Origin of the sequence: Luminiphilus sp. nBUS_07, assembly GCF_051201685.1 — a bacterium.
In the GTDB taxonomy this organism is placed as follows: Bacteria; Pseudomonadota; Gammaproteobacteria; order Pseudomonadales; family Halieaceae; genus Luminiphilus.
This window is the reverse complement of sequence record NZ_CP179213.1, coordinates 1,355,769-1,377,811: the sequence shown is the minus strand read 5'-3', so window position 1 is coordinate 1,377,811 and position 22,043 is coordinate 1,355,769. Positions and strand designations below refer to the sequence as shown.

Genomic DNA, 22,043 nt, shown 5'->3' with positions numbered 1-22,043 from the left:
ACAGGCACAACGTCCCTTTAATGACGAGCTATGACACCGGAATTGGCCACGCTCGTTTGCGGTTGAGTCACCGAGGACAAGCGAGGCTCAAAACTCTGTCTTGGGAGCAGCCAATGCGTTACCACCCTGACAACTGCAAATCCCGCAGCTAAACCTAAGACGAACGCTACGACAGTAGCAAACTCCCCGTAAGGCTGGGCGAGTAGCACAGCAGCAATAGCGAACAACAATGGGGCAAAGTAAACCAACAGGGAGCCTTTCAACACGGCCGATTCAGGAAGTTCTATTTCAACCTCATCATCGACTCTGCAGTCTCGAGCGCGCACCGCAGAGGTCTCCAGAGCCTGCACAAGCCCTCTATGGCCTGAAGCGCGACTCACAATACCTTGACCACATCCTGCTCTAGCAGCACATTTTCCGCAAAGTGAACTCGGAATAGTTTCCACCCAAACCGAAGCAGTCTCAACAGCAACAACACGCCCCATTTCGCGCAGCATTTAGGGAGTCTCGCTTCGCTGACGAACGGCTTCAGCTAACAGCCTAGCCGTGGTTATAGGGATTTCACCCAACACCGTTACTAATTTTTGTTGCGCCATCCCCCGGGTGTAAGTGAGTGAGGCCCCCCTCAAAGCAAACCCCTCACCACTCGGCAGTGCGCGAGGCTGTGCTTCTACGAAAATAGATACGCTCGCGAGGCCGTCACTCAAGACAATAAAGTCAACCGGGCTACGCCCCTGATCGATCACCGCGAAGCCCGGAGGCACCGCCGATAAAAGATAGCGTGATGGTTCGGCTGCGGTCTTATTGCTGCCATCATCAATAGGGCCAGGTTTTGGCTCGAACGTAATATCAGCGAACTCGTAGCGCTCAAGAATTTGTCCTTCGGGACTGGCTGCCAACACACGAAGCGGCACGTGGTACTCGGCATCAATGTTCATAACATAAGCTAAGCGCAGGGTATCTCTCGGTCGAGCTGACAAGCGGTACGTCGCACGGCCCGCCACCGCAAATCCCGGCTCGATTGCCAATGCGTAATATTGAGCCAACTGACAGGGGCCACGAGCTGCGTGGGCTTGCGCGTTTACCAATCTGGGCAGAGGCTCCGCTGACTGATTCAACCTTTTGAGGCCGTTTTGGCCAGAAGCAGGGTCGACATCAATGGCAATGAACTCGCGATCACCGCCGTACTCGACGAGCAGCGTGCCTTGATAAGCGATAGATGATGAGGCCATGAGAAAACCCTGAATAGCGGCACTCATGGTGTCTGACATCATGCATGAAGCAGAAGCACGGGCTACTGAATTGTCAGCTGCGTGCACTGGCGCTGTCATTACTCCCAACACCACGCAGGCGAGGATCCATGGCTTCATGTTGATTGCGCTACTGTGCTGCTTTCTCGGGAATCCTTGCGAAAGGTACCAGAGCGTTAGGCTGCAGATTGGCGGTTGACCGAGCATGATCTTGAGCATAGCGCTCAAACCGCTCTCGGGCCAACTGATTGTAAATATCAGACGAGCTTGTGGCGGCGTTTGCTGGAGCGCCGATGTTTGCAAGCGGCACCCGCGCTGCCATTGTTTGAGTTGGCGCACCGAATCTAGCCTGAACTGGGGCCGCGCCGGGTATAGGGACAACGCCCCCAGGCACAGCAGTCGCAACAGGGCTTACAGCCGAGCCCATTGGTGAATCACCTAGCCATGTCTGACCACCTAGCACCATTGCAAAGGTGACCGATGCTGCAACGGCTAGAGATCCTAGCGGACCAAGCTGCCGCCGCCTTGGGCTATGCGCTATGGACTCTCGAACGGCACGACTGACATCGATATCAGGGTCAGGCTGTCCAGTGCGTAAAAGCCCTCTTGTTTGTTGAACTCGTTGCCAATGCGCCCTGGCTTCCGGGTCTTCCTCAACAGCTTTCAGCACACGTGCGAGATCTAGCTCAGACCCCTCACCGTCGATTACTGCGGACATCGATTCCTTGATCGCGTCAGCTAAAGTCATTCCCTTCTCTCCTGTATTCACTGGGCCTGTGCCTGACTCGTCTGGCACCAAAAGGCCGTTACTCACCTGCCAACTGGGCTCGAACACAACTGTCCACGACTTCACGCGCCCTGAATATTCTCGATCGTACCGTGCCTACAGGGCACGCCATCACATCGGCTATTTCTTCGTAACTCAAGCCGTCAAACTCCCTGAGACTCAAGGCTGCCCGCAGCTCTTCAGGCAACCCTTCCAATGCTAACTGCACCGTCTTCGCCAACTCATTGCCAAAATAGGCATTTTCTGGCGTCTCTATCTCTCGTAGCGCATCACCCTCTTCGTACTGCTCCGCATCCTGCACATCCGCAGTTGTTGCCGGCCTTCTGCCCCTTGCCACCAAATAGTTTTTAGCCGCATTAGACGCAATCCGGTACAGCCAGGTGTAAAACGCGCTCTCTCCTCGAAACTTTGGCAAGGCTCTAAAAGCCTTTATGAACGCCTCTTGCGTTACATCTTCAACTTCTGCAGCGTCGTTAACAAAACGGGCTACCAGGGTTGCGATACGCCCTTGGTACTTGAGCACGAGCAGATCGAAGGCTCTGCTGTCCCCCCTTTGGGCCCTGACTACCAGTTGCTGATCGGTTTCCCGAGCTGTCACGTAACCGCCTTGTGTAAATTTTTGGCCAGCCGCAACGAAATTCATCGTAATATCCATCGCTTGCTGAGACTACTTTATCGCGCGAGAGTTCCCTGCGCGCGCTTCAAATCGTTAATTATTCGCACATTGTAAGACAAAAGAGGCTCGAGCCAGCCAGTAATAGCATGACAGACAGTGAAAACTACGACGTTTTAATCATTGGAAGCGGCGCCGCGGGCTTATCACTCGCGCTGCAACTACCCGCCCACTATCGCTGCGCCGTGCTGTCTAAGGCGCACATGGCGGCGGGGTCCACCTTTTGGGCGCAGGGTGGGATGGCAGCCGTGCTGCACGATCGGGACTCTTTTGATGCACACGAAGCCGATACTGTGGACGCTGGCGCCGGTTTGTGCCACGAACCCGCGGTGCAGTTTTGCGTCAGCCAAAGCCGCTCTGTTGTCGACTGGCTAATCGATCAAGGCGTAGCCTTTGACTATCGTGCGGACCAACCCGATGCTGAATTTAGAGAATTTCACCTAACCATGGAGGGTGGCCACAGCCACCGGCGAATCGTCCATGCAGCAGACCGGACCGGGCGTGCCATCTCAGACGTGCTGACCCAAAACGCAGCGGCAGCTGCAAACATATCCCTGTTACCCGATTGCTACGCGGTAGATCTCATTCGCGTTGACGGTCGCTGCGTTGGCGCGCATGTGCTGGACACCCAAAGTCACAGTGTCAAAACGATTGCCGCGCGGGCGGTTGTTCTGGCCACTGGAGGCGCTAGCAAAGCCTACCAATACACGTCAAACCCTGACGGCGCGAGCGGAGATGGTATTGCCATTGCTTGGCGTGCAGGCTGTCGCGTCGCGAATATGGAATTTAATCAATTTCATCCCACCTGCCTGTACCATCCAAAAGCCAAATCATTTTTGATCACGGAAGCGCTTCGTGGCGAGGGGGCGCGCCTTTTGCTACCAAATGGCGAAGCCTTCATGACACGCTTCGATCCTCGCGGGGAACTTGCGCCTCGGGACATTGTTGCCCGGGCCATCGACCATGAAATGAAGCGGCTAGGACTCGACTGCGTCTATCTGGACATCACTCACCGCTCTCCGGAATTTTTGCGCAGCCACTTTCCCACCGTTTACGAGCGCTGCCTCTCTTTGGGCATCGATATCTGCAAAGATCGCATTCCTGTCGTGCCGGCGGCGCACTACACCTGTGGAGGGGTTGTCGTCGATCAATTTGGCGCCAGTGACCTACCCGGGCTATACGTGATTGGTGAGACCGCATGCAGCGGTTTACATGGGGCAAACCGAATGGCTAGCAACTCACTACTCGAGTGCTTTGTCTATGCGGCGTCTGCGGCTCGACACATCGCAGATACAGATCTGCCTGCCCCAAAAAAACTGCCAGAATGGGACGATAGCCGCGTTAGAGTCTCTGATGAGGGCGTCATCATTCCCTACCACTGGCAAGCGCTACGACGACTCATGTGGGATTATGTGGGCATTGTGAGAAGCGATAGAAGGCTGGCTTTTGCCGCCAACGCGATCGAACTCATGCAGGTTGAAATTGCCAATTACTACAGTCAATTTCTTATCACCAGGCCGCTACTTGAATTGAGAAACCTAGCGGAAGTCGCTGCGCTCACAGTGCGCTGTGCGGCGGCTAGGCAAGAGTCTCGAGGTCTGCATTTTAACCGCGACTACCCCGACGCTAAACCTAATGCTCAAGACTCCATCCTCATACCGCGAGATCATCCGGCCTTTCAAAATCCTCAATCGGAAGATTTACAGTTGCCCAGCTACTCAACCCAAGTCTCAGGACGAAAATCCTAACGCAGCTTAGACCGGTTATGGGCTCTGATCTGATCGGTAATGGCGATCAGGCTTTCATCACTCAGGGCTTCTCTACCCATGATCCAATTCAGAATATCTTGATCCTCATGGCTCATGAGCTGCTGATAATCCTCACGTAGCTGGGGCTCTAATTCTCTAAAGCAAGATTCCATGAAAGGTCCTAGAAGTAGGTCTAATTCCAGCAAGCCGCGCCTACTGGCCCAACGCATTCTGCTGTAATCTTTGTCTTCGGTCATGAGATCTCCACTAATACTGCCTCGGGTAAGGCCGTTCTCACAGGCGCTCTGCACTCGGCCCTGCAGTCAGGTCATACAGTAGCGTAAAAAACCAGCCAGCTATTGTCATTCGGGCGCGTTGGAATTACCCGAAATTAACATACAATACCAAGCAACTGACCCTTAGGCCCCGACCCATGACAGACTCACCGCCCAATTCTTCAACCATAATGGACGGATTTATCAATGGCTGGGCGCCTCTCACTCACGAGGCGTTGCTCCAACTCAAGGGCCATGATGCCTGTAAATTTCTCCAAGGGCAGACCACCGCCGACTTTGCCCAAGCGCAGGCACTCGATGTCATAGCCGGTGCTTTTTGTGACGTAAAAGGCCGAGTGATCGCCGATTTCCGCGCCCTTGTTATAGAGCCCGAACACCTTATTTTGCGGGTATCAGACTGCTTGGCCGACTTATTGTTGGCGCATCTCACCAAATACTTAATGTTCAGCAAAGCCGAACTTACCCGTTTACCAGACCGGCCCTGGGGGGTTACCGGAAGCGAAGCGTGGCGCCACTTTGGCGCTGAACGCCATCTCATGACAGAAAATCGGGCCGAAGCTGTGGCGCAGGGATGGCTGATTCCGGTTGCTGAACACGCCGCGCTGCTTATCCCTAGGGATTCTAGCCAGATGGCCCCTAACCCTGACGCTACATCAGCCGAGGACTATGCATCAGCTTGGCGCGCCGCTAGCTGCTTACGGGGTGAAGCACGAATCACCGCTGCCACAACGGGTAAGTACCTACCTCAAGACCTTAGCTACGATTTGGCCGGGTGGGTGAGCTTCGACAAGGGCTGTTACACCGGCCAGGAAATTATTGCGAGATTGCACTGGCGAGGAACACCCAAAAGACGTCTTTACCTTGGCAAAGGAGCAATCCCGTGTCCCGTCGAAGGGCTAAAGTTAATCAGTGAAGCTGACTCCCGCACCGTTGGAAGCGTCGTTAACGCGGCTAACCATGCTGAAGGGAGCGTCGTTTTAGTAGAGGCCGTCGAAGCTGCCGCTGGTAAAACCGTGGTAGCAGAGGATACGAAACAGGCAATCACCCTCGGCGATACGCCTATGCACTACTCTATGGAATCCAAGCCTGCCTAAAAATCCGCCTCGGCAGGCTGCATATACTCGCGGCTCAGCCAAAGAGGCTAATCAGGCAACGACCAATCAATGGCACCCCGGCCACAGCGCTCTAGAAACTCGTTGGCTTTAGAAAAATGACCACAACCGAGGAATCCTCGATGGGCCGATAGAGGGGACGGGTGAGGTGCTGTGAGTACACAGTGGGCCAAACCCTCCAGCGCGGCCGCTTTTTTTCGCGCATGAGCCCCCCAGAGCATGAACACGGCTGGCTTGCCGCCATCCCTGACTGTAGCTACGACGCGGTCGGTAAACCGCTCCCAGCCAAGATTCTGATGAGAGCCCGCTAAGCCTGATTCGACGGTAAGCACCGAATTTAACAAGAGCACCCCCTGCTCAGCCCAGTGGTTTAGGCAACCGTGAAGGGGGCGCTCTATACCAAGGTCACGCTGGAGCTCCTTAAAAATGTTGCGCAGCGAGGGCGGAACAGCCACTCCCTTGCGTACGGAAAAACTGAGCCCGTGGGCCTGATCGGGGCCGTGGTAGGGGTCTTGTCCTAAAATTATCACTCGGACCGTTTGAGGAGGCGTTAACTGAAGCGCATTAAAAATCTCCGATCCGGGGGGGTACACAACTTTTCCCCTCGCTTTCTCGTCACGCAAAAATCGCGCGAGGGTTTGCATTTCGGGTTCCGCCAACGTAGCACCTAAGGTCTCCAACCACTCTGACCGCAAGCGCGGCCTATTAGGCTGGGCGTCTGTGAAACTTGAATCCATTAATGTTTCCCCATGGCAGCCCAAAAATTAGGGACTGGCATATCGAGCCCGCAGGCGACACAATCGCAGGGCAGTAATTTTGGTGAGCTATGACACGGGAAAATCCAGACAGCGCCGCCCCAGCCAAGTCTTCAGCGCGCATCATGGCGCTGAGGCAGTACACTGGCAAGCTTTTACAGCCTCGCCTGAGTCTGGTGACCGAGGCGATGGCAGACCATCTGTTTAATTTATCGGCCAGTGCAAAATTGGCGCCCGACCAACGCACTCAAGCATTTGAAGCCTTCTCTGCATTAAAATCTCGAGGCAAGGACTTTGTTACCACACTGCTTGTGGAGATTGACCTTGCCTTTGGCAACTTAGTCAATGAGCGTGGGCTATCCAAAGGCGATAATAAGCTGCCCGCCGAGCTCGACCTCCTGGACCTTAGAACCTTCGACAACAGCGCCGGGATCGACCAAATTGTTCAAGCAGGCTCCGAGAGGTATTGGAACCAATTGCAGTCGCTGACTTCGGGCTTGGGAACGCTACTAGATGTTGACCCGCTGACCATTCGACTGCCTTTTGGTTTACGAGGCCTGACCACCGCGTATCGTCGCTACATTGAACAACTCAATTTGCCTGATTTCATCATAGCCGAGCTCGACCGGTCTTTTACCCGCAATTTACTTCCGGAAGCTGGCGCGCTGTACCAAGAACTCAATGCGGTTCTGGCATCCTATGACGAGTTCCCTGCGACTGAAATCAACGCTGAAGCTACGGTAAACCCTTCCCAAACGGCCAGCGAAACCACCGGCACTAACCCAGAAAACGCCCCCCTGGTGGGTTTAACGCCCAGTGCGTTAAGGCCCAACCGAGGTGCTGCTGCCAATGCCGGACCTCTGAGCCAAAAAGAAACGCCAACGAATTCCAGATCTGATGCCGTAGCAACAAACTTGCCCTACTCCGCCAGTGGCATGACCCCCAAGGATGCGGCAACAGCGGCCTCGTCACTGGTGACTTTGGCGCAGATGGAGGGTTTCACAGAGTATTTGCCCGGGCGCAGCTCGTCATCAGAAACCCTCACAATCGACGCCGCAATGTTAGCAAGACTGCGTTTGCCCGCGCTGCCATCGGAGCAACCAGAAAATCCGCTATCCGAGGCGCAACTCAACGAAAAAGCCGCTGAGGTGGCGCAAACTATTGCTGTTTTGCGACAAACTGGTGAAGGAGTCTCTCATTCGGAACCTTTGGTCAATCAACTAGGCCTAGATCAGCTTGACGCGTCGCTACAGCCTTTGAAAGGCAGTGTGCAGCTGATCGATAATTTGTACCGAACCATGTTTGATACCCTGCCGCTCTCAGACAAAGTAAGTCGAAGTTTTGATAACTTAAAGCTACCACTTGCAGAGCTCTCGCTGACCGATGCTTCTTTTTTTGAGGACCGGGAGCACCCGGCGCGGCTTCTGATTGAGCGTTTGAGTGAACTGAGCTCCCTCGCACCAAAAAATAGTGCGCGCGTTGAGCAAAAAATTGATGACGCTTTGAGTGCCATCCAACGCGAGTTTGATGGCAGTCTCGATGTTTTCGAGAAAGCACTCATTAAAATTAACGGGCTTGCGGTTACCATGCTCAAACAACAGCAGCGGAATATTCAACGCCAGATCGCCGCTGAAGATGGCAAGGAAAAGCGCGAGCAGGCGGGCCAAAGGGTCGAGAACGATTTGAGCCACCTGCTCCCCGACGGACTCATGCCCGCTAGCCTTCTTGGTCTGATCGATTCCTTCCTTCGCGATGAATTGGTGTTGATCCAACTGCGAGACGACAACTCATTGTTTTACGACACAGTCCTCAACCGAATCTCACGAATTAACAATTCATTGCAACGCACTATGGAGACAGGACTTCCCCTTAAACCCGATGCCGCTAAAAAAATAACGCGAGAACTTCCCCAGGGTTTAGGGGATGAATTTTTGTCGATCGAAGCGCAAGCGTGCTTGCAACAGCTCCAGCAGCAACTTAGCGGCGACGAGCCTGTCACCCTCGCGGCCTCGTCTCTTCCCGAGCCGGAAATATTTACCGAGCCAAGATTCTCAGAACGCCTAGCTGCACTCCCTCGCCTCGAAAACTGGGTGAAGCGTGCACATCAACTTAAGTTAAAGAGTTGGATTTCTGAAAGGCTGTCTGAGGATTCGACGCAAAACCTGCAGCTTATTTGGAAAAACACCAACTCGACGCGTTTCGCTTTTGCTAACGAACAAGGCTTTAAGGTTAAAGACATCAATCTGATTCAACTGGCACGGCAGCTCAGCAATCGATTGAAACCACTCGCCCCCTCAGACGAACTGCCAATTATTGAGCGCAGTGTTTTTCAAACATTAGAAAAACGGCAAGAAGATCTCAGCGCGCCCAACAGCTCATCCAAGTCATTGACACAATCACGCTCAGAAATGATTGATGTCGCTCAAAGTCATATTCGAAGGGCTCGCCGCAAAGGAGCAACAAGCTGTGCGCTGGCGATACATGCAGAGAACTCAGCGGGTGCACAGCAGGTGACTGCCAAACTGCTTAGTGGTGCGGTTGCTATTGAATACGAGGGCTCTCTGTCTCAGGCAACTCATGGCATCATCGTCGGCACTGAAAATATTGAACAACTCCTAGGACTACTCACTGATAACAGCAGTTCAGCACCTCCTGCAGGCATTGGCATTGCGGCCATCGATAGCGGCATTTCCAGCGCTGAAGCGCTTTGGATAAACCTTGAAGACATCGCCAAACAGGGTCTCGCAACAGCACCCAATACCGGCGTGGTTGCCGCACCACCTCCGAAGCTCAGCAATCTTGCCAGCGCTGTAAGAGAGACTTATGCGCTGCTTCAAAAAGAGACGCCGCCGCCGCAATTTTCTGTGAGGCCTGTGCACCGTCGGACCCTTAATGATGCTGCTGTGGTGCAAACCCGCTACGAGGTACTTTCCAACGGGATGGCGTTTGGAAATACTGTCGAACAACGCCAACAATACCCAACAACCGCCCTAGCAATAGCAACCGATTGCTCAAAAGTCAGTAACACTTGTCGCTTTGCAGAGTCGGTGGTGGCTGCGGGGCGAACCCCACCACTTTTTCAGCTTCGCATTTGCACCGAGGCCGCCCTGCATCCAGAGTTTCTCGATTTTTTACTTCACGAGGTCTCCGAGAGCGGTATTGGGACCGATCGCCTGTGGTTCGAGTTAACCGATTCAGCTCGACTTCGGGAGGATAATGATGCAGCTTATTTTTGTAGCACCTTGCGTTCCATCGGCTGCCAAATTTCAGTTGCAGAGGTCAACCCAAAACGCGGCAACACGTCAGTGCTGCAGAAGCTCAAGCCGCATACTGTCGCTCTGGACAGCGCCCTCTGGTCTGAAGACCTTGAGGACGAAAAGCTTTTAGCGCTACATCAGACGATCAGTGATATGCACCACCTTGTTGGAGAGCACGTTGTATTGCGTGATAGCCAAGATGACGCCCGAGCTCAGCGGCTTGGTATCGACTTCCTCGAAACATTTGCTACCGAGCAGCTCTTGCCCGAGGCCCTGCGCAACGAGTTACCAATTATTACCCGCTAAACCATGCTGCCATAATAATGAATGAACTCCTTAAAGCCGCCAGTTTTTTAGCCGCTTCACTCGCTGTAAAATCTCTCGACGGCGAGTCTTATAACGGCGTATAATAACCACACTAATTTAAAGGGAATAGAGCCATGTTCCATCACAGCTTGGGCATCATGACCAAGCCCAGTGCCGCTTGGCGCCGCTTGGCGCAGCTCGATGATACGAGCCAAGCACTGATGCTGCTTTATCCGCTAATTTGGGCGATCTTGCCCGCCTATGCTTGGTATATCGGCACCACCCAAGTGGGCTGGACCGTCGGTGTGGGACGGGATGTCATCCGACTTACCGATGAAAGCGCCAGGCTTATCAGCTTTCTGTTTTACGGCGGCATGGTGTCCTGCGTCGTAGCAATTGGTTATTTCATCCACTGGATGTCCGAAACCTATGGCGCTCAATCTTCCTTTATTAAAGGCATTTTGATCGCGAGTGTTTGTGCCACACCACTCTTCATCGCGGGCGCGGTCGGGTTTTACCCCGTTCTGTGGCTGGATATGTTGATCGGAGTATTCGCAGTCTGTTGGTCAACTTATTTGCTTTATAATGGCATTCCCATCGTCATGAAGATTCCAGAGTCACGAGGCTTTCTCTTCGCCAGCGCCGTTATTGGCGTCTCCCTCGTGATGCTGGTGTGTTTGCTGGTTGCCACGACCCTGTTGTGGGACTGGGGAGCCATGCCGGCGTTTACTGACTGAGTGGGTTGCCAATAATCACGAGGGTTCGAAATACGAACTCCGCAAAAAGTTAAGTAGTGCGTATCTTGGGAACGGCTCAAGATGCTGCGAAATATGCAGGGCTATGAGGTGCGGGGGCACCACGGGCTGTGCTGACTGAGGTGAATAACTATGGCAACCGCTGGACTAGAAACTTTACCGGTTACCTACAACTACAAGGTCGTGCGTCAATTTGCCATTATGACGGTGGTTTGGGGCATTGTGGGTATGGGCATTGGGGTGTGGATTGCTGCCCAGCTAGCATGGCCAGCGTTAAACTTTGACCTGCCCTGGACGAGCTTCGGTAGACTGCGCCCGCTGCACACCAACGCCGTCATTTTTGCCTTTGGCGGCTCTGCACTTTTTGCGACCTCTTACTACGTGGTGCAACGAACCTGCCAAGCACGGCTTCTCTCTGACAACCTCGCCGCATTTACCTTTTGGGGCTGGCAGGCGGTCATCGTAGCGGCTGCAATAACCCTCCCTATGGGATTGACGACATCCAAAGAGTACGCCGAGCTCGAGTGGCCCATCGATATTTTGCTGGCGGTTGTTTGGGTCGTCTACGCAGTTGTATTTTTCGGCACGATCATCAAACGTCAGGTCGAACACATCTATGTGGCCAACTGGTTTTTTGGCGCGTTTATCGTAACGGTTGCTATTCTCCACATCGTCAATAGCGCCGCACTGCCGGTGAGTATGACCAAATCCTATTCGGCATATGCGGGTGCTGTAGATGCCATGGTGCAATGGTGGTACGGCCATAATGCGGTCGGCTTTTTTCTGACAGCAGGCTTCTTGGGCATGATGTACTACTTTGTACCCAAACAAGCAGAACGCCCTGTCTATTCGTACCGGCTATCCATTGTCCATTTCTGGGCATTAGTATCGATCTACATTTGGGCAGGGCCTCATCACCTTCATTACACCGCTCTACCCGACTGGGCGCAGAGCCTGGGCATGGTAATGAGCCTCATTCTGTTGGCGCCATCTTGGGGCGGAATGATCAACGGCATTATGACGTTGTCCGGGGCTTGGGATAAGCTCAAGGACGATCCCATCTTGCGCTTCTTGGTCGTCAGTCTCTCCTTCTATGGCATGTCGACTTTCGAAGGCCCGATGATGGCGATCAAGACCGTCAATTCCTTATCTCATTACACCGACTGGACGATTGGCCATGTTCACTCTGGTGCACTGGGATGGGTGGCCATGATCTCTATCGGATCGCTATACCACCTCATTCCAAAGCTCTTTGGCAAAGAGCAAATGCATAGCGTCGCCTTAATTAACCTGCATTTTTGGATGTCTACCATCGGCACGGTTCTCTACATCGCATCAATGTGGGTCAATGGCATTATGCAGGGACTTATGTGGCGGGCTTATAACGAGGACGGCACGCTGACCTACACGTTCGTGGAATCCCTAGTCGCAAGCCACCCCGGCTATGTTGTGCGCATGATCGGCGGCCTCATCTTTTTCAGTGGCATGTTGGTCATGGCCTATAACGTGTGGATGACCACACGAAAAGAGATTACCGACGTGGCAACACAAACCGAACCCGCTGTTGCGACGGTCTAAGGGGGACAGCTTATGAAACATGACAAAATAGAACGAACCCCGAGCCTCATGGTGGCCCTGATTATTGTTGCCATCAGCTTTGGTACGCTCGTCGAGCTGGTGCCATTGGCTTTTTCAAAAAATAGCACAACACCGATAGAGGGACTGAAACCCTATTCGGCGCTTCAGCTCGAAGGGCGAGACATTTACATTCGCGAAGGATGCCATACCTGCCATTCGCAAATGATACGCCCCCTTCGTGCCGAGACGGAACGCTATGGGCATTACTCAGTCGCAGGCGAATTCGCCTATGACAGGCCCTTCCTCTGGGGTTCCAAACGCACAGGTCCAGACCTTGCTCGTGTGGGCGAGCGTTACAGTGACGAATGGCACCGGGCACACCTGTACAACCCTAGAGATGTGATTCCCGAGTCCAACATGCCGGCATTCCCATGGCTTTTTGAGGACACGATCGACGCCAAAACAACCCCTGTAAAGCTCGCAACACTGCGTAAGCTGGGCGTTCCCTACACCGACGCAGACATTGCGAGTGCAGAGGCTGCCGTTACAGACGTGCGAGAAATCGATGCCCTCATCGCCTACTTGCAGCAGCTAGGTACGCTAATAAAGGCGCGGCGCTAAGATGGACATCAACGATTTGCGTGGGCTCAGTACTGCCTTCATGTTGGTAAGTTTTATTGGGCTCGTTGTTTGGGCTTACGGCCGCAAACAAAAAACACCTTTTAAAGATGCGGCTAATCTGCCCTTTGCAGATCGAGAGGTCGCTGAACGTACGCGAAGCGAGGTGCTAGATCGTGAGTAACTTCTGGAGCGGATGGATTATTTTATTGACAGTCGCCCAGCTGGTGGCGACCCTTTGGATCCTCCTTGGCAATCGAAAAAAACCCGCTGAGGAAATCAAAACAACGGGGCACAAATACGACGGCCTAGAGGAGCTAGACACCCCGCTCCCTACGTGGTGGGTGTATATGTTTGTTTCAACCATCGTTTGGTCGGTGGGTTACCTGGCGCTGTATCCCGGCATGGGTAGCTACCAAGGTCTGTTAGGTTGGACCTCAACAGGTCAGTACGAGGCAAGAGTGGCCAAGGCTGAAGACCAGTATCGGGCCATGAGAGACCGCTATCTGGCGCTGCCCGTTGAGGAGATTGCCTTTGAACCCAAGGTCCGAAAAATGGGACGTCGCTTGTTTGGCAACAATTGCGCGCAGTGCCATGGTTCCGATGCCTACGGTGCACACGGATTTCCAAACCTTGCTGATAACGATTGGCTTTACGGAGGAAGTCCGGAGGCCATTAAAGCCACACTGATTCACGGTAGGCAGGCTGCCATGCCAGCTTGGCAGGCTATTTTGGGAGATGCCGGCATCGATGAGGCCACCCAATATGTATTGTCCTTAAATGCTCGTGAAGCAGATCCAGCCAAAGCCGCAAAAGGCGCTGGGCATTTCCAAGCCTATTGCGCGGCTTGTCATGGCACTGACGGCAAGGGCAATCAGCTTATGGGCGCCCCCAACCTCACCAATGGCATCTGGCTTTATGGCGGCACCGCTGACCAAATAGCGCACACACTGCGCAATGGCCGAAATGGAAAAATGCCTGCATTCAATGAGACGTTGACTGAAGATAAGATTCACATACTCACCGCGTGGGTTTATGGGCTCAGCCGGTCATCCACTGTGACAGCGACAGCCGCTAATCTCTGACGCGTCACCCTTGAATACTCCATGTTATGAATAGTCAACACGATGACGTGATTGCCGTCGATTCCGCTGTGCCAGCGGAGGTCAGCGAGCTCGATAAAAAGGCACGTCGCGAAAAAATTTACACTAGGGCTATTGAGGGGCGTTTCCAGCGACTCCGCCTGTATACCGGCTGGCCATTGCTGCTTGGCTATTTTCTACTCCCTTGGCTTATGTGGGACGGCCGAGAAGCCATATTGTTTGATCTTCCCGCGAGAAAATTCCACATCCTTAGCCTAACCCTTTGGCCTCAGGACCTGATCCTGCTCGCTTTTATTCTCATTATCGCTGCGTTCACTCTGTTTACCGTTACCGCTCTCTGGGGGCGCTTATGGTGCGGATACACCTGCCCGCAAACCGTCTGGACTGCCATCTTTATGTACATCGAGCAACGCTTTGAGGGGAGTCGCAACCAAAGAATCAAGCTAGATCAAGAACCGATCTCATGGCGAAAATTGCGCAAAAAAACGCTGAAACACTGTGGTTGGGGGCTAGTTGCAGCCTTTACTGGACTGACATTTGTTAGCTACTTTGTGCCTGCTCGCCAATTGCTACCTGATCTCCTCACCTTCTCAGCTGACCTCGGTGCGGCAAGTTTTGTCCTGCTTTTTAGTGCTGCCACTTATCTCAATGCGGGGTACTTGAGGGAAAAAGTGTGCACCGATATGTGCCCTTACGCCAGATTTCAATCGGTCATGTTCGATAAGAATACCTTGGTCGTCACCTACGATACCGACCGTGGCGAACCAAGGGGCTCCCGCAAACGCTTCGCCAGCAAAGAATCCCACCAAGGCGACTGCATCGATTGCGAGCTCTGTGTTCAAGTCTGCCCCACCGGCATTGATATACGAGACGGGCTACAGTACGAATGCATTGGCTGTGCCCTTTGCATCGATGCCTGCGACTCTGTCATGGAGAAAATGGGATCACCCAAAGGACTGGTGGGCTATGCCAGTGAGAACGCGCTGGCGGGCCAAAAAACCACAGGGATCCCACCGAAAATCTTGGGTTATATTGCAGCGCTATTGGTTATGTTGGCGTTATTTACTTCATCCCTTTTCAACCGCAGCTTGGTAGATATCAGTGTATCTCGAGACCGCGGTCAACTTTATCTCCCCGCTGCGGGAGGGTTAATTGATAATGTTTTCGAGATACGGGTAACAAATCGCAGCGATGAAGTCGCAACTTATCGTATCGAAGCTGTGGGCATTACCGGGGCCTCAATCCTTGGAGAGGAATCCATAACCGTTTTGGGCGGCGAACTATTCGAGCTCGGTGTTCGGCTCCGAGCTGATCCTAGCAACCTGCCCTTTCCCGGCACCCCCGTTTTATTTAGAGCGGTGTCCATTCACCATGAGGCGATCTATGCGGAAGCAGAATCTCGTTTCATCCGGCCAGCGCTATAACGGGTACAACAGCCTATGCTCCCTTGGTATAAACAATTTTGGCCCTGGTTTTTGATTGTTCTTCCCGGAACAGCCGTGGTTGCCACTCTGTACACAGTGATCATTGCCAATCAGTATGCAGATGACCTTGTCGTAGACGATTATTACAAAGAAGGTTTAGCGATTAACCAGCAGCTCGAAAGGCAAAATCGCGCGAAGTCGCTCGAGCTCACCGCTAAATTCAGCCCCGAAGAGCGCCGGCTTGATATTCGCATTGAAGGTAAGATTGAGGCGCCACAGTTGCGCCTCTTGTTATCTCACGCAATGGAATCCGACCGCGACTTTGCCGTGCCAGTACAGCGAGTTGCCCAAGGACATTACCGGGTTTTACTCCCCCAGACATTAAAAGGGCGATGGCACTGGACCCTTGATAAGGGTGTCAGCAGCGATTGGCGACTCGACGGCGATCATCTCTTTTGAAGGTAGAGCCTGCCGCAACACAATGCTTTCATTGTGGAGAGCCACTGCCCAATGACACAACGTTCACGGTTTGCGTAGATAACACCGACCGAGCCGTATGCTGCCTTGGATGCCAAACTGTCGCCCACCTGATCGCGGGGGCCGAAATGACGGCCTTTTACCGTCAGCGCACCGATTATCCCCCCACTCCTGACCAGCAATCGACACAAACCTCTGACTGGTATAACGACAAGCTCTGGTTGCAAACCTTCGCCAAAGTCGATGCAGAACAACAAGAAATACCCCTCATGGTGACGGGCATGAGTTGCGCCGCCTGCGCTTGGGTGATTGAACGATTTCTTCAGGAGCTTGCAGATGTTCAGTCAGTACACATTCAGCTGACACTGGGAAAAGTAACCGTCAACCTATTGCCCGACTGCGCCGCCGGCCCCGCTATCGAGGTGTTACAGCGATTGGGTTACCGAGTTCAGCCTTGGCGTGCTGACAGTCGACTGCAGCAAATGCGAGAGGACTATCGCCGAGATCTGCGGCGTCTTGGCATTGCTTTTCTGGGAATGATGCAAGTGGGCATGTTTGCAATTGCGCTCCATGCCGGGGCACTGCAGGGTATCGATACTGATCTGCAACAACTGCTGCGCCTCATGAGTGCTCCTCTAACCCTTTTCGTTCTTGGCTACAGTGGCAGAGAATTTTTTGAGCGTGCCTGGCAGCATTTAAAGCATCGCACCCTCATTATGGACAGCTCGGTGTCGCTAGCATTGATTCTTGCAACGGCCGCAAGTCTATGGTCAACGCTACAAGGGGGTGGTGAGACCTACTACGACTCCGTAACCATGTTTGTTTTTTTTCTATTGCTGGCGCGGTTCGTAGAAAAAAGACTGCGAGACAGAGATCTTATTCAGCTGGTACGAGTCGCCGATGAACTCCCCGAGTTTGTCGCGGTTTTACGTGACCACCAGTGGCAGCGACTTCCCAGACATACAGTTCAGCCGGGAGAAATGATTCGGGTGGCCACTGGCGAGGCTATCGCTTTCGACTCACGAGTTGTCACGGGAGCATCCGTTGTGGACGAGGCGGTTTTTACCGGTGAATCTCTGCCTAGAACCGTGCAAAAAGACGACGTTGTTTTTGCCGGCACAATCAATGAAGGATCCAGTCTCGAGCTTATGGTGGAACACGGCTTTAGTGACTCGCGCCTTGCGGCTCTGGCTCAAGACATTGACAGGGCCCGAGGTGATAAGCCCGCTCATCTGCAATTGATCGATCTGTTTGCAGCGCGCTTTATTAGTGTTGTTCTGGCGGCTGCAGCCATCACATTTGTTGTTTGGTGGAATATAGAACCCGCGCGAGCGTTTTGGGCGAGCATCGCGGTTTTAGTGGTGGCCTGCCCCTGCGCTTTATCCCTTGCAACACCGGCAGCACTGACAGCGGGCAATGCGTGGTTGGGGCGACGCGGCGTTCGCGTTCGCAGCGAAACAGGCTTGTTGGCCGTCGCTGCAGCTAATCACGTCATTTTCGATAAAACCGGCACCCTGACTGAGACACAACTTATGATCTCAACCATCAGCACTGCCCAAGGCGTCGATATTGATGAAGCTCTCAGCACCGCCGCAGCGTTGCAACAATTCAGCAGTCACCCCGCCGCCAGACCCTTTCATCAAAGAGAGCACAACTATGCGGTTCGAAATGTCGAAATTATTGCAGCACAAGGCGTCGAGGGCTGGGATAGTGCGCGCAATATAAAATTACGTCTTGGCAGTCTTACTTTTTGCCGTGAAATTGCCCCGGGCCTACCCGATAGACCCGATGACAGCCATTACTGGATAGCCTTAGTTGAGGACGGCCGATGGCTCGCCTGGATTAGCCTTTCAGAAACGTTGCGACCGGGCACGCAACAGCTTATCGACGAGCTCAAGGGAGAGACACTTACCCTTGAGATTTTGTCGGGTGACACGGAACCACGCGTACGCCAAATTGCATCGAGTTTAGGTCTGGCTTACACAGCATCGTTACGTCCCGAAGAAAAGCTCACCGAAATCAAACAGCGCCAGAGCTCAGGCGCCACCGTTATGGCCATTGGCGACGGACTTAACGACGCACCTTTGCTGCGTGCAGCCGATGTCTCAATTGCCGTCGCGGGTGCCACAGCATTAGCGCAAGCCCAAGCTGATTTTGTCATCACCGAGGAAGACACTAACCGACTATTAACGATAAGAAAGGCTGCTCATGCGACTCGTCGTATCACTCGACAAAATTTGCTTTGGGCAGCGGGTTATAATTTGCTGGGGCTGCCTCTCGCTGCCTTTGGTTATGTGCCACCTTGGGCAGCAGCTTTGGGCATGTCCGCCAGCTCACTGTTGGTGGTCCTCAATGCTTTGCGATTGCGTCGGCTGAAGGATTGATATTTTGGACAGCCTGTACTTACTCATACCGATAGCGCTCATCTTTGTCATCATTGTTGCCGCTTTGCTAATTTGGTCGATTAATCGGGGACAGTATGACGACCTCGATCACGATGCTTGGCGAGCCTTGAACGACGACCTGACGAGGAACCCGCCAAAAGAGGGCGACAATGACCAGCACTGAAGCGACCAGCGCCATCCTTCTTGGGCTTGCTGGAGCAGGCCACTGTATGGGTATGTGTGGCGGTTTAGCACTGGCCTTTCAGGCGCCCGAGGGCCGACGATGGAGCTTTCCCCTTGCCTATCATTTCGGGCGTTTACTCGGCTATGCATCCATCGGTGGGTTTATCGGATCGGTGGCACTGTTTCTACCCATTACCCAATGGACATTTTACTTACGGGTCATCGCTGCACTGCTTTTGATCGCTGTAGGCTTGCACACGCTCAAGCTCTGGTACGGCATCACAGCACTGGAGCGACTGGGCGGTGGCGTCTGGCGCGGGATAAGGCCAATGATCACCGCATTTTTGCCGCCAAAACACGAGGGGCATGCCATGGTCATGGGCGCGTTGTGGGGATTTATGCCCTGCGGATTGGTTTACAGCGCCCTCGCTTGGAGCGCAGCAACCGCAAGCGGCCCTTTCGATGGAGCCTTTCTCATGGGCTTATTTGGGGTGGGAACCTTACCCGCCATGCTAGGTACAACGTTAGCGGGCCAACATGCAAATGCCGTCTTGCGCCATTCAACCTTCCGGCATCTGATGGGGATGACCCTCATCATTATGGGGTCCTATAGTTTGTGGCTCACCACACCCTTCTCGGGCCATGGCACAACGCCAATGCACCATACGCCTCATGAAGAGCTGACCCCATCAAGCCAATCTGACCATCACCACCACTCCTCCCAAGAAGACACCTCAACATGACGGGCACTGTTGACGCCGGGACAAAACAATCAGGGGACACCGGAGCCGTCATATTGGCAGCAGGCGCGGGTAGTCGGCTGGGCCGCCGACCCAAATGTCTTCTAGAGCTCGACGGAACAGCACTGATTCATCGGCAAATTCAAGCGATCAAAGCACTAGGGGAAATCGAGATCGTGGTTGTGCTGGGGCACCACTGCAACCTGATTGCACCGGTTTTAGAGGATCAACCGGTGAGCATCGTAGTCCAACCTGAAGACCAACACAGCCAATCAGCGTCAGTGCGCTTAGGCGTCTCTGAGCTGTCAGCCAAAGTGAATAATCTACTGATATGCCCCTCTGACCTACCCTTACTCAACGCTGAGGATTATCGGGCCGTCTATGACATTTTTAGAACGCGCGAGCCTTCGATACACTTTATTGGACCCGAGGTAGCCGGCATACCCGGCCACCCCGTCATTTTTGACTCTCAGGTCATCAAACAAATTTTATCCGGGGACCCTACCTTTGGCTCTGGCGCCTGGCGCACGGCTAACCCCTTAAACACCCAACGCTGGCAAACCACAAATGATCACTACATCCGTGATATTGACAGTGAGGAAGATCGTCGCCGATTCGAGGCCGAGACCAAGCGCAAATTACAATGGTCCAAAGCGGTTAGCTAACGTCTCGTGCGAGGCACCACAACGCCGAAAATTTTGAGGGTTAATCGCTGTTGAGACTCGACGCACTTAAGCTTCGATTTTTTCTCGTGCGGTGAAGCGCGCGAAAATTATCAAAAAGAATGAACGCAAGGCCACACCATACGATTAGGAAAGACGCGAGTGTCACAGGAGTAATCGATTCACCCAATATCGTTTGAGCCACGATCAGTTGCAAGGAAGGCCCAAGATAAGAAAAAAGACCGACCGTTGACATCGACAGAATTCGAGCTGAGGCGACATGCGTCAAAAGAGGCACGGCTGTTAATGCGCCGGCACCCAACAAAAACAAGTCAGTTCGCAAACCGTATTCAAAAAGCCCACCGCCCTGATGCAAAACAAGCCAAATGGCACCAACCGGCATCAAGAACAGCGACTCCATAAATAGCCCTTGAATCGCGTCCGCTTGAATATACTTACGAATGACGCTGTAGGTCGCAAATGAAATAGAGAGTGTTAACGAGACGATTGGCAGCGTTCCTACAGCAACTAACTGCACCATCACCGCTAAAACGGCGAGGGCCATCGCTACCTGCTGTGGCCGAGTTGGACGCTCTTTGAAGACTAAAACTCCTGCCATCGCAGTCAGTATGGGGAGCATGAAGTAACCCAAACTGGCCTCAGTGGCACGACCATTAGTCACGGCAAAAAGAAAAACCCCCCAATTAATTGAAATTAGAAATGCCGCCAACGCGGTGAATTTTAACGTGTGCCAATCTCGCAGCAATAAAAGCGTAGACCTAAATCGTCCAAACGCCAGCAAAACGAGCAACACCGCAGGCAGTGTCCAAACACCTCGGTGCGCCAAAACGTCGAGTGGCGGGACCGGCTTTGTCTGTATCCAGTAAAGAGCAGCACACCCCCAGACTGAATTGGCAATTAAGGCCAGTAAAATACCCAAGCGATTTTGGGAGGCTGATTTCATCACGCTTTCATCTCCAGCACCGTCAAAATCACCATACGCAACGCGAGTACAGTTACGATCCATTTAAAGACGGCTTCAAAATTTGTTTGCGGCACAGACTGTCGCAGGCGCGTCCCCAACCAGCTACCGATAATGACTGCCAGGCTCATAACCGTGATCGTTAACCACCAGGCATTAAAGGCGAACCCCAATAACCCGAAAGCGACAGCTCTGATGCCATGGTTGATGGTCATGTAAACACCGGTGTTAACGACCAACCACTCACGCTCCGTATTGATTCGATTGAGAACCACCGCCCCCAACGGCCCAGTTGCACCTGCCACCATACCCAAGCCGGTCTGATACAGCCCTAAGGCAAACAACGCTGCACCGCCCTGAGGGAGAAATCGGTCAAGGGGCAACCAAACAACCAGCAATATCATCACCCCCGCCACCCCGGGTAGTACTGCGAAGCTGACGAGATCGACCGCAGGACTGCCAATCGCCGCCCCCAACAGGCTGCCCAAAGTTAAGGGCAGCAAAAGCGTTAAATCCGCGTGACGAAAAGCAAAACCAACCCGAGCAAAATTGCTAATAAATTGCACCACCGCATGTATTGGGATGATAGCGGCTAGAGGCATCAAACCGGGCATCAACAGCATCAGCACAACGCCACCACCCAAACCCACCACAGCCGTCATTAGTGACGTCGTAAACCCCGCGAGGGCCAAGATCATTAAGTCTGCGACATTTGCCATTGCTTTGTTGCCATTTCGTTAATCGCCGCACCGAGTAAGCGCGCTCTAGCCTCACAGCGACTTGGCCACGAGCAAATCGGCGGCCAGTGTAACTGCTTTTCGATCATGCAGTACTGTCCATAGCGTACCTTCAGTGTGGTGCGCACTATCCGCTATAACCGGAGTATTTCTCCCTTATTACTGGGCGATGGGGTTTACGGAGAATCTGTTACTCGGATAGCTCCTTTAACTGGG

Annotated in this window: 22 protein-coding genes; 14 read left to right on the top strand and 8 right to left on the bottom strand. The window is 53.3% G+C overall.

Translation table 11 applies throughout. The features are described from left to right. Positions 1 to 17: 17 nt before the first annotated feature. The 4 genes from ACMAZB_RS06085 to rpoE are packed head-to-tail and all read right to left on the bottom strand — an operon-like array spanning position 18 to position 2,680. Positions 18 to 497 carry a SoxR reducing system RseC family protein gene (locus ACMAZB_RS06085; protein WP_435219814.1) on the bottom strand — a complete coding sequence of 160 codons (480 nt, stop codon included), beginning with the start codon at positions 495 to 497 and terminating at the stop codon, positions 18 to 20. After that, complete coding sequence (locus ACMAZB_RS06080; RefSeq protein ID WP_435219813.1) at positions 498 to 1,370, bottom strand: MucB/RseB C-terminal domain-containing protein; 873 nt, start codon at positions 1,368 to 1,370, stop codon at positions 498 to 500. A gap of 10 nt (positions 1,371 to 1,380) precedes the next feature. Further along, the gene (locus tag ACMAZB_RS06075; RefSeq protein ID WP_435219812.1) at positions 1,381 to 1,998 is read right to left on the bottom strand and encodes a sigma-E factor negative regulatory protein; all 618 of its coding nucleotides are present in this window, start codon (positions 1,996 to 1,998) and stop codon (positions 1,381 to 1,383) included. Positions 1,999 to 2,056: 58 nt separating this feature from the next. After that, a complete protein-coding gene (gene rpoE / locus ACMAZB_RS06070) occupies positions 2,057 to 2,680 on the bottom strand; it encodes an RNA polymerase sigma factor RpoE (protein WP_435215312.1) in 624 nt (207 codons plus the stop codon). Positions 2,681 to 2,799: 119 nt separating this feature from the next. Here rpoE and nadB point away from each other — a divergent pair, with 119 nt between their 5' ends. After that, entirely contained in the window at positions 2,800 to 4,458 is a 1,659-nt protein-coding gene (nadB, locus tag ACMAZB_RS06065; protein WP_435219811.1) for an L-aspartate oxidase, read from the top strand. Here the strand turns inward: nadB and ACMAZB_RS06060 are convergent. Beyond that, on the bottom strand, positions 4,455 to 4,715 hold the full coding sequence (locus tag ACMAZB_RS06060; RefSeq protein WP_435219810.1) for a succinate dehydrogenase assembly factor 2: 261 nt from the start codon (positions 4,713 to 4,715) through the stop codon (positions 4,455 to 4,457). The two genes, nadB and ACMAZB_RS06060, sit on opposite strands and share 4 nt — an antisense overlap. A gap of 176 nt (positions 4,716 to 4,891) precedes the next feature. Here ACMAZB_RS06060 and ACMAZB_RS06055 point away from each other — a divergent pair, with 176 nt between their 5' ends. After that, the gene (locus ACMAZB_RS06055) at positions 4,892 to 5,848 is read left to right on the top strand and encodes a YgfZ/GcvT domain-containing protein (RefSeq protein WP_435219809.1); all 957 of its coding nucleotides are present in this window, start codon (positions 4,892 to 4,894) and stop codon (positions 5,846 to 5,848) included. Positions 5,849 to 5,895: 47 nt separating this feature from the next. On the opposite strand, the gene ung is transcribed toward ACMAZB_RS06055, so the two are convergent. Next, positions 5,896 to 6,603: a uracil-DNA glycosylase gene (gene ung / locus ACMAZB_RS06050; RefSeq protein WP_435219808.1), complete on the bottom strand. Its 708-nt coding sequence runs from the start codon at positions 6,601 to 6,603 to the stop codon at positions 5,896 to 5,898. A gap of 89 nt (positions 6,604 to 6,692) precedes the next feature. Between ung and ACMAZB_RS06045 the strand changes: the two genes are divergently transcribed. The 12 genes from ACMAZB_RS06045 (at position 6,693) to ACMAZB_RS05990 (ending at position 20,111) form a co-directional block, all read left to right on the top strand. Continuing rightward, complete coding sequence (locus ACMAZB_RS06045; protein WP_435219807.1) at positions 6,693 to 10,184, top strand: DUF1631 family protein; 3,492 nt, start codon at positions 6,693 to 6,695, stop codon at positions 10,182 to 10,184. 134 nt (positions 10,185 to 10,318) lie between these two features. Next, entirely contained in the window at positions 10,319 to 10,921 is a 603-nt protein-coding gene (locus ACMAZB_RS06040; protein WP_435219806.1) for a Yip1 family protein, read from the top strand. A 150-nt stretch (positions 10,922 to 11,071) separates the two neighbouring features. Beyond that, positions 11,072 to 12,517: a cytochrome-c oxidase, cbb3-type subunit I gene (ccoN, locus tag ACMAZB_RS06035; protein WP_435215302.1), complete on the top strand. Its 1,446-nt coding sequence runs from the start codon at positions 11,072 to 11,074 to the stop codon at positions 12,515 to 12,517. 12 nt (positions 12,518 to 12,529) lie between these two features. Further along, positions 12,530 to 13,138 (top strand): cytochrome-c oxidase, cbb3-type subunit II, encoded by a 609-nt coding sequence (gene ccoO, locus ACMAZB_RS06030; protein ID WP_435219805.1) that lies wholly within the window; start codon positions 12,530 to 12,532, stop codon positions 13,136 to 13,138. 1 nt (position 13,139) lies between these two features. Continuing rightward, on the top strand, positions 13,140 to 13,319 hold the full coding sequence (locus ACMAZB_RS06025; RefSeq protein WP_435215298.1) for a cbb3-type cytochrome oxidase subunit 3: 180 nt from the start codon (positions 13,140 to 13,142) through the stop codon (positions 13,317 to 13,319). Further along, entirely contained in the window at positions 13,312 to 14,220 is a 909-nt protein-coding gene (gene ccoP, locus ACMAZB_RS06020; protein WP_435215296.1) for a cytochrome-c oxidase, cbb3-type subunit III, read from the top strand. Before ACMAZB_RS06025 ends, ccoP begins: the two co-directional genes overlap by 8 nt. 26 nt (positions 14,221 to 14,246) lie before the next feature. After that, positions 14,247 to 15,662, top strand: a complete 1,416-nt coding sequence (gene ccoG, locus ACMAZB_RS06015) for a cytochrome c oxidase accessory protein CcoG (protein WP_435219804.1) — start codon at positions 14,247 to 14,249, stop codon at positions 15,660 to 15,662. Positions 15,663 to 15,677: 15 nt separating this feature from the next. After that, complete coding sequence (locus tag ACMAZB_RS06010; RefSeq protein WP_435219803.1) at positions 15,678 to 16,121, top strand: FixH family protein; 444 nt, start codon at positions 15,678 to 15,680, stop codon at positions 16,119 to 16,121. Next, complete coding sequence (locus ACMAZB_RS06005; RefSeq protein WP_435215292.1) at positions 16,091 to 18,523, top strand: heavy metal translocating P-type ATPase; 2,433 nt, start codon at positions 16,091 to 16,093, stop codon at positions 18,521 to 18,523. The genes ACMAZB_RS06010 and ACMAZB_RS06005 overlap by 31 nt, the downstream gene beginning before the upstream one ends. A 4-nt stretch (positions 18,524 to 18,527) precedes the next feature. After that, positions 18,528 to 18,707 carry a cbb3-type cytochrome oxidase assembly protein CcoS gene (ccoS, locus tag ACMAZB_RS06000; protein ID WP_435215291.1) on the top strand — a complete coding sequence of 60 codons (180 nt, stop codon included), beginning with the start codon at positions 18,528 to 18,530 and terminating at the stop codon, positions 18,705 to 18,707. Then, positions 18,694 to 19,449, top strand: coding sequence for a sulfite exporter TauE/SafE family protein (locus ACMAZB_RS05995; protein WP_435215289.1), 756 nt, complete (start codon positions 18,694 to 18,696; stop codon positions 19,447 to 19,449). Before ccoS ends, ACMAZB_RS05995 begins: the two co-directional genes overlap by 14 nt. Then, on the top strand, positions 19,446 to 20,111 hold the full coding sequence (locus tag ACMAZB_RS05990; protein WP_435219802.1) for a nucleotidyltransferase family protein: 666 nt from the start codon (positions 19,446 to 19,448) through the stop codon (positions 20,109 to 20,111). The genes ACMAZB_RS05995 and ACMAZB_RS05990 overlap by 4 nt, the downstream gene beginning before the upstream one ends. A gap of 40 nt (positions 20,112 to 20,151) precedes the next feature. On the opposite strand, the gene rarD is transcribed toward ACMAZB_RS05990, so the two are convergent. Beyond that, positions 20,152 to 21,072, bottom strand: coding sequence for an EamA family transporter RarD (gene rarD / locus ACMAZB_RS05985; protein ID WP_435215286.1), 921 nt, complete (start codon positions 21,070 to 21,072; stop codon positions 20,152 to 20,154). Continuing rightward, a complete protein-coding gene (locus tag ACMAZB_RS05980) occupies positions 21,072 to 21,809 on the bottom strand; it encodes a TSUP family transporter (RefSeq protein ID WP_435219801.1) in 738 nt (245 codons plus the stop codon). Before ACMAZB_RS05980 ends, rarD begins: the two co-directional genes overlap by 1 nt. Positions 21,810 to 22,043: the final 234 nt, after the last annotated feature.

Bases quoted from the DNA above. Each gene is read 5' to 3' on its own strand.
- ACMAZB_RS06085 (WP_435219814.1), bottom strand. From the start codon at position 497: ATGCTGCGCGAAATGGGGCGTGTTGTTGCTGTTGAGACTGCTTCGGTT.
- ACMAZB_RS06080 (WP_435219813.1), bottom strand. From the start codon at position 1,370: ATGAAGCCATGGATCCTCGCCTGCGTGGTGTTGGGAGTAATGACAGCG.
- ACMAZB_RS06075 (WP_435219812.1), bottom strand. From the start codon at position 1,998: ATGACTTTAGCTGACGCGATCAAGGAATCGATGTCCGCAGTAATCGAC.
- rpoE (WP_435215312.1), bottom strand. From the start codon at position 2,680: ATGAATTTCGTTGCGGCTGGCCAAAAATTTACACAAGGCGGTTACGTG.
- nadB (WP_435219811.1), top strand. From the start codon at position 2,800: ATGACAGACAGTGAAAACTACGACGTTTTAATCATTGGAAGCGGCGCC.
- ACMAZB_RS06060 (WP_435219810.1), bottom strand. From the start codon at position 4,715: ATGACCGAAGACAAAGATTACAGCAGAATGCGTTGGGCCAGTAGGCGC.
- ACMAZB_RS06055 (WP_435219809.1), top strand. From the start codon at position 4,892: ATGACAGACTCACCGCCCAATTCTTCAACCATAATGGACGGATTTATC.
- ung (WP_435219808.1), bottom strand. From the start codon at position 6,603: ATGGATTCAAGTTTCACAGACGCCCAGCCTAATAGGCCGCGCTTGCGG.
- ACMAZB_RS06045 (WP_435219807.1), top strand. From the start codon at position 6,693: ATGACACGGGAAAATCCAGACAGCGCCGCCCCAGCCAAGTCTTCAGCG.
- ACMAZB_RS06040 (WP_435219806.1), top strand. From the start codon at position 10,319: ATGTTCCATCACAGCTTGGGCATCATGACCAAGCCCAGTGCCGCTTGG.
- ccoN (WP_435215302.1), top strand. From the start codon at position 11,072: ATGGCAACCGCTGGACTAGAAACTTTACCGGTTACCTACAACTACAAG.
- ccoO (WP_435219805.1), top strand. From the start codon at position 12,530: ATGAAACATGACAAAATAGAACGAACCCCGAGCCTCATGGTGGCCCTG.
- ACMAZB_RS06025 (WP_435215298.1), top strand. From the start codon at position 13,140: ATGGACATCAACGATTTGCGTGGGCTCAGTACTGCCTTCATGTTGGTA.
- ccoG (WP_435219804.1), top strand. From the start codon at position 14,247: ATGAATAGTCAACACGATGACGTGATTGCCGTCGATTCCGCTGTGCCA.
- ACMAZB_RS06010 (WP_435219803.1), top strand. From the start codon at position 15,678: ATGCTCCCTTGGTATAAACAATTTTGGCCCTGGTTTTTGATTGTTCTT.
- ACMAZB_RS05995 (WP_435215289.1), top strand. From the start codon at position 18,694: ATGACCAGCACTGAAGCGACCAGCGCCATCCTTCTTGGGCTTGCTGGA.
- ACMAZB_RS05990 (WP_435219802.1), top strand. From the start codon at position 19,446: ATGACGGGCACTGTTGACGCCGGGACAAAACAATCAGGGGACACCGGA.
- rarD (WP_435215286.1), bottom strand. From the start codon at position 21,072: ATGAAATCAGCCTCCCAAAATCGCTTGGGTATTTTACTGGCCTTAATT.
- ACMAZB_RS05980 (WP_435219801.1), bottom strand. From the start codon at position 21,809: ATGGCAAATGTCGCAGACTTAATGATCTTGGCCCTCGCGGGGTTTACG.